Here is a 9341-nt window from a genome sequence, read left to right as displayed (position 1 = left end):
CAGATGATCAATGTGTCGTATTAAAAAGTGTCCACCATGTCCCCGAACAGGTGTAAACCATGTCCCCGGTCCAAACAGTGTGTACTGGGCAACCCTATCCTTGAGTGAACTCAAGGCGCTGGATAAGTTGGGTTTCAGGCCATGCGTCGTGGCTCGGACAACAGCCGTACCGCCAACCCTGCCAGCACGAAGCCCATGAAGTAACGCTGCACCGCCAGCCAGGTCGGGTTGTTGACGAACCAGGAGGCGATGCCCGCCGCGAACAGGGCGATCAACAGGTTCACGGTAAAGCTCACGCTGATCTGGGTCAGGCCCAGGGCGATGCTCTGGAAGAAGATCGAGCCGTTTTCAGGGTTGATGAACTGCGGGAAGACCGAGAGATAAAACACCGCGATTTTCGGGTTCAGCGCGCTGGTCAAAAAGCCCATGAGCATCAGCTTGCGCGACGAGTCCGGTGGCAATTGCCGGGCTTCGAACGGCGAACGTGCTCCCGGCTTGACCGCCTGCCAGGCCATCCACAACAAGTACAGCGCGCCTGCCCACTTGAGCGCTTCGTAGGCCATCGGCACCGCCAGGAACACCGCCGTCAAGCCGGCTGCCGCCGCGAACAAGTGCACGAAGAAACCCGCCACCACCCCCAGCAACGACGTCACGCCGGCCTTGCGCCCCTGACAGATCGAACGGGAGATCAGGTAGATCATGTTCGGCCCGGGCGTCAGCACCAGCAGCAGGGAGGCCGCAGCGAAAATTAACAGGTCGTGGGTGGCAATCATGGCGCAATCCTTGTCCGTGAGCGATCAGGCCGAAGCCTGCAGAGAACTGCGATAAAACGGCAGGATCAGGTCCCTTGTCAATGGCGCCAGGACCACTTCGCCGTCGCCGGCAGGATCGATCCAGATCACCTCTTCGATCTCCGCGGCCGGGGACACCGGTACATCGACAGCCAGCTGGAAGATGTCGGCCTGCACGATGAATCCCGGCTCGTTGGCCGCGGGGGCTGAAAACTGCCCCAGGAACCTGGCGTGAGCCGGATCGATCACCAGCCCCAACTCTTCCTCCAGTTCACGGGCCAGGGCATGCACGGGCAACTCATGGGCTTCAATTTTGCCGCCCGGCTGCATAAAGGCCTGGGTACCGCGCTTGCGCACCAGCAGGGTTCGGCCGTCGGGGCCGATCAGCAGGGCAGCGGCGATGCGGATAATGCGAGGCGAAGCAGAAGATGAAAGCGTCATGGATCAACGATGGCCCTGGAGAAAAACGCCAAGGATCACATGCGCGCCGCGTCTGCGTCACGCCCCGTCTGCCGGCAGCGAGATTGCCCGGACAGTCCGGGTGAGCCAGTATGTCGCCTGGCCGGGGTAACCCGATAGGGAACGCTCAATGAATCAATCGCTGGAAGACATCGCCTGGCACCGCTCGATCGGGCAACTGATCGACGCCCTGGACAAGCCCAACTTCTGGACTCAACTGCTGCGCTTGCTGGATCAGTACGTGAGCTTCGACAGCTGGGTGGTGCTGTTGTACGACGGCGACCAACGCCCCCGGGTCTTCGCCGAATGCCCGAGCGAGGATGGCCGTCCCGACCCGCTGTTTCAGGACTACCTCATGGGGTTGTTCCTGCTGGACCCTTTCTACATCGCCTGCCGCGAGCAATCGCGCACCGGCCTCTATCGCCTGTCGGAAGTCGCGCCAGAGCACTTCGAACTGACCGAGTACTACCAGCGCTACTTCCGCTTGAATGTGGTGGCCGATGAAATCCAGTTCAATTGCCAACTGGAGGGCGACCGCACGCTGTGCCTTTCCCTGGGCAGCAAGCAGCGCTTTGGCAGCGAGCAGATTGCCCTGCTGTCGCTGATCCAGCCATGGGTCCTGAGCCTGCTGCGCCAGCGCCTGCCCTACGAATCCGCAGCGGCATCGGCCCCTGAGCCAACAACCCGGCAAGGTGACTGGCGCATCCGTCTCGAAGACTCGCTCAAACAGATCAAGGGCGCGCAACTGACGGCCCGGGAACTCGATGTCGGCCGCTGGATGCTCAGCGGTTGCTCCAGCAAGGAAATCGCCCGTAAGCTGGAAATCTCCGCCGAAACCGTGAAAGTCCATAAGAAACACATCTACAGCAAGCTGGGGATCAAATCCCAGTCCGAGCTGTTTTCGATCTTTCTCCAGGCACAAAATGCCTGACGAAACCTGATGATTCCGAACCCAAGGAACCCGTATGAGCCTGTCACTCCTGAGCCGCTACGCCTTCTTTGCCCTCTGCGTGATTTTCACCCTCGCCAGCCTGCCGTTTCTTGAACACGACTGGGTGTGGCCAATCTCCATCGTCACCGGCCTGCTGAGCCTGCTGGGCATCTTCGACCTGCTGCAAAGCCCCCACGCGGTGCGCCGCAACTACCCGATCCTGGGCAATATCCGCTATCTGGTGGAAGGCATTCGCCCGGAAATCCGCCAGTACTTGCTCGAATCCGACAGCGACGCCCTGCCCTTCTCCCGGGCCCAGCGTTCACTGGTCTACTCGCGCGCCAAAAATGAAAGCGCCGACAAACCTTTCGGCACGCTGGTCGATGTGTACCAGTCCGGTTTTGAATTCATCGGCCACTCCATGCGCCCCGCGCCCCTGAGCGACCCTAACGGTTTCCGGGTGACCGTCGGCGGCCCGCAGTGCCGCCAGCCGTACTCGGCGTCACTGTTCAACATCTCGGCCATGAGTTTCGGCTCGCTGAGCGCCAACGCCATTCGGGCACTGAACCAGGGCGCCAAACTCGGCAACTTCGCCCATGACACCGGTGAAGGTAGCATCAGCCCCTATCACCGCGAACACGGCGGCGACCTGACCTGGGAATTGGGCAGCGGCTATTTCGGCTGCCGCACCGCCGACGGACGTTTCGACCCGGAGCGCTTCGCCGCCCAGGCACAGGACCCGCAAGTGCGGATGATCGAAATCAAGATGAGCCAGGGCGCCAAGCCCGGCCACGGCGGCATCCTGCCCAAGCACAAGGTCACCCGGGAAATCTCCGAAACCCGTGGTGTCCCGATGGGCCAGGACTGCGTATCGCCATCACGCCACAGCGCGTTTTCCACGCCGATCGAAATGATGCACTTCATCCAGCAACTGCGTGAGCTGTCTGGCGGCAAGCCGGTGGGCTTCAAGTTCTGCCTGGGCCACCCGTGGGAGTTCATGGGCATCGCCAAGGCCATGCTGGAAACCGGCATCCTGCCGGACTTCATCGTGGTCGACGGCAAGGAAGGCGGCACGGGCGCCGCACCGGTGGAATTCACCGACCACATCGGCGTGCCGATGCGCGAAGGCCTGCTGTTCGTGCACAACACCCTGGTGGGCCTGAACCTGCGGGACAAGATCAAGCTCGGTGCCAGCGGCAAGATCGTCAGCGCCTTCGACATTGCCAGCGTCCTGGCCATCGGCGCCGACTGGGCCAACTCGGCCCGTGGCTTCATGTTCGCCATCGGCTGCATTCAGTCGCAAAGCTGCCACACCAACAAATGCCCGACCGGTGTCGCCACCCAGGACACCCTGCGCCAGCGCGCCCTGGTGGTACCGGACAAGGCCGAACGGGTCTTCAACTTCCACCGCAGCACCCTCAAGGCACTGGCCGAAATGCTCGCCGCCGCCGGTCTCGAACACCCCTCGCAGTTGTCGGCCAAGCACTTGGTGCGCCGTATGTCCGCCACCGAGATCAAACTGTTTTCCCAGCTGCACGTGTTCCTCAAGCCCGGTGAGTTGCTCACCGGCGAAGTGAACGGCGAGTTCTATTCGCGGATGTGGCAAATGGCCCGGGCCGACAGCTTCGAGGCCAATGACGTGGCGGCCTGAAAACCCACCCAACGCCCGTCTTCCCCGGAGACGGGCGCAACATCAAGGAAGAATCCATGCTCAAAGTGATTGCCCGGGACTTCATCAAACCCGAACACCTCGAAACCGTCCGTCCGTGGTACGCCGAACTGGTGGAGAAAACCCGTCAGGAAGCGGATTGCATCGCCTACGATCTGTTCGTCGACCAGAAAGACCCGGGGCATTTCATCTTCATCGAACAATGGCCGAACCAGGCCGCCCTGGATGCCCATTGCCAATCGGAGCACTTCCGCCGGCTGGTGCCGCAGATCAATCGTTATCAGGCCCGGGACTGCATCGTGGTGCTGATGGACGCGTTTACGGACGCGGTGGTTCCTTCATGACAATGAAACCGTAATCGCCCACCAGATACATATTGTAAAACTGGCTGTCGACCAGCGGCGCGAACCCTTGGTATCCCACGAGGGTCGCGTTGCGTCGCTCCTTCTCGGGAAACACATTGTTGATCCCGACCCTGGGCAGGTTCTCGGCCAACATGTAGAAGTCGACATTCAGGATGTACGCCAGCACCGGCATGACCTTGAATGATCCGCTCGCCTTCGCCAGCCAACGGTCGGAATAATTGATCGCCATGTAGATGCGCTTGGCCTCGCGCAACTGGCGGTTGGAAGCGATGTCATGGCCCAGTGAAAACAGCGCACTGGTGGCGAACTCCTTCTGCACAGTCAGTACTCGCCCGTAGGCAAAGGACAGTACCAACAGGCTGAGCAAGGGAATGGCCAGCAACAACCCCAGCCGTGAGTCGACAGCCTCCAGCCCGCGCCGGCTCAAGTAGTAGACAAACACCCACAAGACACCAAAGCCCAACAGGGTCCTGGCGCCTTCATTGAAGTCCCTGAACAGCAGCGTTGCACCGCACACCAGCAATAGCAGTAGCGGCAGTGTCAGCAGGCACAGCAGGCCCAGACATCCCTTGCGCCACAGGCGGTCTGGTCGCTTGCACAACGCCACCGCGACCTGCACCGCGCCAAGCGCCGCACACAGCAGCACCGCCCACAGCCACCCGCGATTACCCCCCTCGAACAACAGCGCAATCTTGCCCGCCACGGTGTCGATATTCACGCCCACCTGAGCGAGCCCGTTGGCACTCAGGGACTGCATTGGCAAGCGCTCGGCAATGATCGTCTGATGCGTCGTCACAGAGTAAAAAAACACCGCACAGATCAACTGTGCGCCCTTCATCAGGCACAACCCACGAATGTCCTGCCATGAGCGGCCTTCACTGGCCGCCCTGACCAGTTCTATACAGCACAGCCCCAGGAATACGTTGATGCTGAGCTGATAAAGCCCCATGCCAAGAGAGACCAGGACACCAGGCACCAACACCCGCCACAGCACCGACTTCGCACCAAAGGTGATGGCGTAGACCATGGCCACCAGGCTCAACGCCATGGTCGGACCATCGTATTGATAGGACAGGTTCTGCAGAAAAAACGGGTTGTACCAGAGCGGCAGTACCACCAGGCAGCACGACAACGTGGGCCGGGGGTAGTAGTGAAATGTCAGGCGAGTCATAGCGTGGGCAATGGCGATGACGGCTATCAGCAGCGGCAACGGGAAGACATGGGGAGCGCCTGAGCTGAGCGTCAGGCCACGGTAGAACAGTTCAGCCACCCAACGGCCCTGCTCGGCCCAGGCCGTACCGGCGGACAATGATCGCCAGTTGTCGTCGATGTAGTAATAGTCCGCCAGGATCAACGGCAAGATGTACATAAACGCAGCCAACACAAAGAACGCCAACACATCACGCCAGGGCAGTTGCTTGTTCGCAATGTTGGCCACGTTCATTCGCGCTCCTGTCCTGGCCCGGACCTCACTGACGCTCCGCAGGGCTCACGTTGCCCGGGTGGCCGACAATGTCCTTGATCACATAACGCGGACGATGCTTGGATTCGATATAAATCCGGCCGATGTACTCACCCAATATGCCAATGCCAATCAGCTGAACACCGCCCAGAAACAGAATGGCGGTCATCAGCGACGGGTAGCCGGGCACGCTGTTGCCAAAGAAAATCTTGTCCAGAACCATGTACAGCGCATAGACCAGGGCGAACAGGGAAACCGCACTGCCCACGTAGGTCCACAACTGCAACGGGACGGTACTGAACGAGGTGATGCCTTCCAGTGCCAGGTTCCACAACTTCCAGAAGTTGAACTTGGTGGTCCCCGCCACACGCCCGGCCCGCTCATACTCGACCACCACCGTGTTGAACCCCGCCCACGACAAGATTCCCTTCATGAACAATCGGTGCTCCGGCAGCGTACGGATCACGTTCACCACCTTGCGGTCCATCAGGCGAAAATCGCCGACGTTCTCTTCAATCCGGGTGTACGCAATCCGGTTCAGCAGATGATAGAACAACGCCGCACTGTGCCGTCTCAGATAACTGTCGGCGGCGCGTCCGTGACGTTTGGCGAGCACCACATCCGCACCCTTCTTCCATTCTGCTATCAACAAGGGGATCACACTGATGGGGTCCTGCAGGTCCACATCCATTGGAATCACCGCATCGCCAGTGGCGTATTCCAACCCGGCAAACAGCGCCGGTTCCTTGCCGAAGTTACGCGAGAAGTTGATCAGCAACACATGCTCGTCCGCCAGCGCGAGCGCTTTGGCATGCTCCGCGGTGCGGTCCGAACTGCCGTCATTGATAAACACGATCTCGACCACGCCATCGGCCAGTACCAATTGCTGACGAACGGCCTGATAGAACAGGTTGATCGCCTGTTCCTCGTTGAACACCGGGACAATCAACGAGATTTTCATGCCTCGGGCTCCCGAAAGACCAGGAACCTGGAGAAGAGAAAACCGCAGATCAGACTGATGGCCGAGAACACCACCAGGGTCAGCAGCCCGGGCAAGCGCCAGTGGTCCGCGCCGTAGCCCACGCCAAAGCTCAGCGCCCCCATGAAGCTCGCAAACAGCAGATAACGCGGGAGGGTGGCCCGGCGTTGAAAGGTGTATCGGGCATTGGCGTAAAACGAGAACGTCACCGCCAGGCAAAAAGCCGCCAGATTACTGAGGGCCTGGCGCAGCCCCAGCAGCCCGTACAGGACGAAAAAAACCATCCAGTGAATCAGCGTATTGAGCAGGCCAATGGAAACAAACCTGGAAAAGCCGCGAAACGCGGGCGTTCTGTGCATGACGTTTGTTTCCAATCTGCCCGCTGGCACCGGATAGTTCATCAAGCTTGGCACTGCTACCCGGCTTGTCTACTTTCCCGACGGCAAACAGACCGGCGGACATCCCTTCGTTGCAAACAAAAACGCCCGATGCAGTGCACCGGGCGTTTGGGCGAAACAGGTCAGGACAGCGTGTCAGCGGCTCAGGAAGCCGAGCGCACGGCACCTTGCGACTGGTTCGTGGGTTGCAGCTTGAATGCATAGAACAGCACGGTCAGCAGCACCAGGAACGCCGGCCCTACGTACAGCGCGATACGGGTGTCCGGGAAGTACGCCATCAGGCCGACCACCAGCACCAGGAACGCCAGCGCCAGGTAGGAACTGATCGGGTACAGCCACATGCGGTACTTGAGCGCGGCACGCTCGGACGGGCTCAGGCCCTGGCGGAACTTGAGTTGCGCCAGCAGGATCATCACCCAGGTCCAGATCGCACCGAAGGTGGCGATGGCGGTGACCCAAACGAAGACTTTTTCCGGCACCAGGTAGTTCAGCAGCACACCCAGCAGCAGTGCGCCGATCGACAGCAGCAAGGCACGACGAGGTACGCCGTTGCTCGAGGTCTTGGCGAAACCGGCCGGAGCCTGGCCATTCTGCGCCAGGCTGTAGAGCATGCGCCCGGTGCTGAAGATACCGCCATTGCAGGATGACAGCGCGGCCGTGATCACCACGAAGTTGATGATGCCGGCAGCGGTCTTGATGCCCAGGCGTTCAAAGGTCATCACGAACGGGCTGCCCTGGGTGCCGATCTCGTTCCATGGGTAGATCGACAGGATCACGAACAGCGCGCCAACGTAGAACAGCAGAATGCGCCAGAACACCGAGCCGATTGCGTTCGGGATGGTCTTCTGCGGGTTCTTCGCTTCACCGGCGGTCAGGCCGATCATTTCCACGCCCAGATAGGCGAACATCACCATTTGCAGGGACATCAACACACCCTGCACGCCATTGGGCATGAAGCCACCGTGGGCCCACAGGTTGGAAATCCCCAGCGCGACACCGTCGTTGCCGAAGCCAAAGGCGATGATGCCGATACCACCGAGCACCATGGCAATGATGGTGACAATCTTGATCAGGGCGAACCAGAACTCGAATTCACCGAACGCCTTCACAGCGATCAGGTTGATCGAACCCATGCTCACCAACGCCGCCAGCGCCCAGATCCAGCGCGGCACATCGGGGAACCAGACGCCCATGTACACCGCCACGGCGGTAATTTCCGCGACGCAGGTCACCAACCACAGGAACCAGTAGTTCCAGCCGGTGAGAAAGCCCGCCAACGGGCCAAGGTAGTCTTGGGCGTAACGACTGAACGAACCCGCCACCGGGTTGTGCACCGCCATCTCGCCCAGGGCGCGCATGATCACCAGGATCGCCAGACCGCCGATGATGTAAGACAGCATGATTGCCGGGCCGGCCATTTCAATGGCCTTGGCCGAACCGAGGAACAGGCCGACACCGATACAGGCGCCAAGCGCCATCAAGCGAATATGCCGTTCGCCGAGTTCGCGTTTGAGCGGGCCGCCTTGAGCGGTCTCGCCGTGAGGCTGATGATTGCCAGCAGGCATAGGGGGACATCCTCGTCTTGTTATTGGATATAACCACCGAGCGGCGACGTACAGACCGGTAAGCCTGTGCGCCGTGATACCGGATCCACTTCGTGAGCAGACCCTTCTTGTAGGACAAATCCTGCAAGATCAGCGGGACGTGCAGTATAAAGAGCCATCAACAGGTATTTTCACTCAATAAATACCAATATTCAGAAAGAAATCTCGGCAAAACCGGCATTTACGGAGGTGCATTACCTGGAAACTGACATTAACTCGCCAGCAAAGCGGCGCCGAGTATTGCACAGCAATGGTGCAACGTCATGCCCCTACCTAGGCCGTATTTACCGGATCGACGGCTCTATCTCAGTACTTTCAGGCTATGACTATCCCTGTGGCTCAGGCTCACTACTTTCAGGCAGCACTTACCCCCGTGGCGAGGGAGCTTGCTCCCGCTCGGTGGCGCAGCCGCCGCCATACAGCTGAATGCGACTTGCCTGACACTCCTCGATAGCCTTGCTGGGACGGCTGCGCCGTCCAGCGCGAGCAAGCTCGCTCGCCACAGGGGATCTTCATCAACCGCCGCGTTTTCACTTGGCAAATGGCACCTTATGACGCAGGTCCTGCACGCTCAGAAAGCGTCTATCCCGCTCTGACTCAATGCTCTCAGGCAGCCCCTATCCCCGTGGCGAGGGAGCTTGCTCCCGCTCGGTGGCGCAGCCGCCGCCATACAGCTGAATGCG

General features: G+C 60.1%; 9 protein-coding genes. 3 read left to right on the top strand and 6 right to left on the bottom strand.

The window, feature by feature from the left end:
• Positions 1-134: 134 nt before the first annotated feature.
• Both AC3WQN_RS25240 and AC3WQN_RS25235 read right to left on the bottom strand, forming a co-directional pair.
• Positions 135-773, bottom strand: coding sequence for a LysE family translocator (locus tag AC3WQN_RS25240; RefSeq protein WP_103402298.1), 639 nt, complete (start codon positions 771-773; stop codon positions 135-137).
• Positions 774-797: 24 nt separating this feature from the next.
• Positions 798-1232, bottom strand: coding sequence for an NUDIX hydrolase (locus AC3WQN_RS25235; RefSeq protein ID WP_103402297.1), 435 nt, complete (start codon positions 1230-1232; stop codon positions 798-800).
• A 148-nt stretch (positions 1233-1380) separates the two neighbouring features.
• Between AC3WQN_RS25235 and AC3WQN_RS25230 the strand changes: the two genes are divergently transcribed.
• The 3 genes from AC3WQN_RS25230 to AC3WQN_RS25220 are packed head-to-tail and all read left to right on the top strand — an operon-like array spanning position 1381 to position 4194.
• Positions 1381-2181 (top strand): helix-turn-helix transcriptional regulator, encoded by an 801-nt coding sequence (locus tag AC3WQN_RS25230; RefSeq protein ID WP_103402296.1) that lies wholly within the window; start codon positions 1381-1383, stop codon positions 2179-2181.
• 34 nt (positions 2182-2215) lie between these two features.
• On the top strand, positions 2216-3832 hold the full coding sequence (locus tag AC3WQN_RS25225) for an FMN-binding glutamate synthase family protein (RefSeq protein WP_095080001.1): 1617 nt from the start codon (positions 2216-2218) through the stop codon (positions 3830-3832).
• Between the two features lie 56 nt (positions 3833-3888).
• Positions 3889-4194: a putative quinol monooxygenase gene (locus AC3WQN_RS25220; RefSeq protein WP_103402295.1), complete on the top strand. Its 306-nt coding sequence runs from the start codon at positions 3889-3891 to the stop codon at positions 4192-4194.
• Here the strand turns inward: AC3WQN_RS25220 and AC3WQN_RS25215 are convergent.
• From AC3WQN_RS25215 to AC3WQN_RS25200, 4 genes are all read right to left on the bottom strand, one after another.
• Positions 4169-5659, bottom strand: a complete 1491-nt coding sequence (locus AC3WQN_RS25215; RefSeq protein WP_103402294.1) for a glucosyltransferase domain-containing protein — start codon at positions 5657-5659, stop codon at positions 4169-4171. The genes AC3WQN_RS25220 and AC3WQN_RS25215 overlap by 26 nt on opposite strands.
• A gap of 25 nt (positions 5660-5684) precedes the next feature.
• Positions 5685-6638: a glycosyltransferase family 2 protein gene (locus tag AC3WQN_RS25210; protein ID WP_103402293.1), complete on the bottom strand. Its 954-nt coding sequence runs from the start codon at positions 6636-6638 to the stop codon at positions 5685-5687.
• Complete coding sequence (locus tag AC3WQN_RS25205) at positions 6635-7015, bottom strand: GtrA family protein (RefSeq protein WP_103402292.1); 381 nt, start codon at positions 7013-7015, stop codon at positions 6635-6637. Before AC3WQN_RS25205 ends, AC3WQN_RS25210 begins: the two co-directional genes overlap by 4 nt.
• Before the next feature lie 182 nt (positions 7016-7197).
• A complete protein-coding gene (locus AC3WQN_RS25200) occupies positions 7198-8619 on the bottom strand; it encodes an amino acid permease (protein WP_103402291.1) in 1422 nt (473 codons plus the stop codon).
• Between the last annotated feature and the right edge of the window lie 722 nt (positions 8620-9341).

This window comes from Pseudomonas sp. FW300-N1A1 (assembly GCF_058789115.1).
This window is presented reverse-complemented; position numbering and strand designations above follow the sequence as displayed.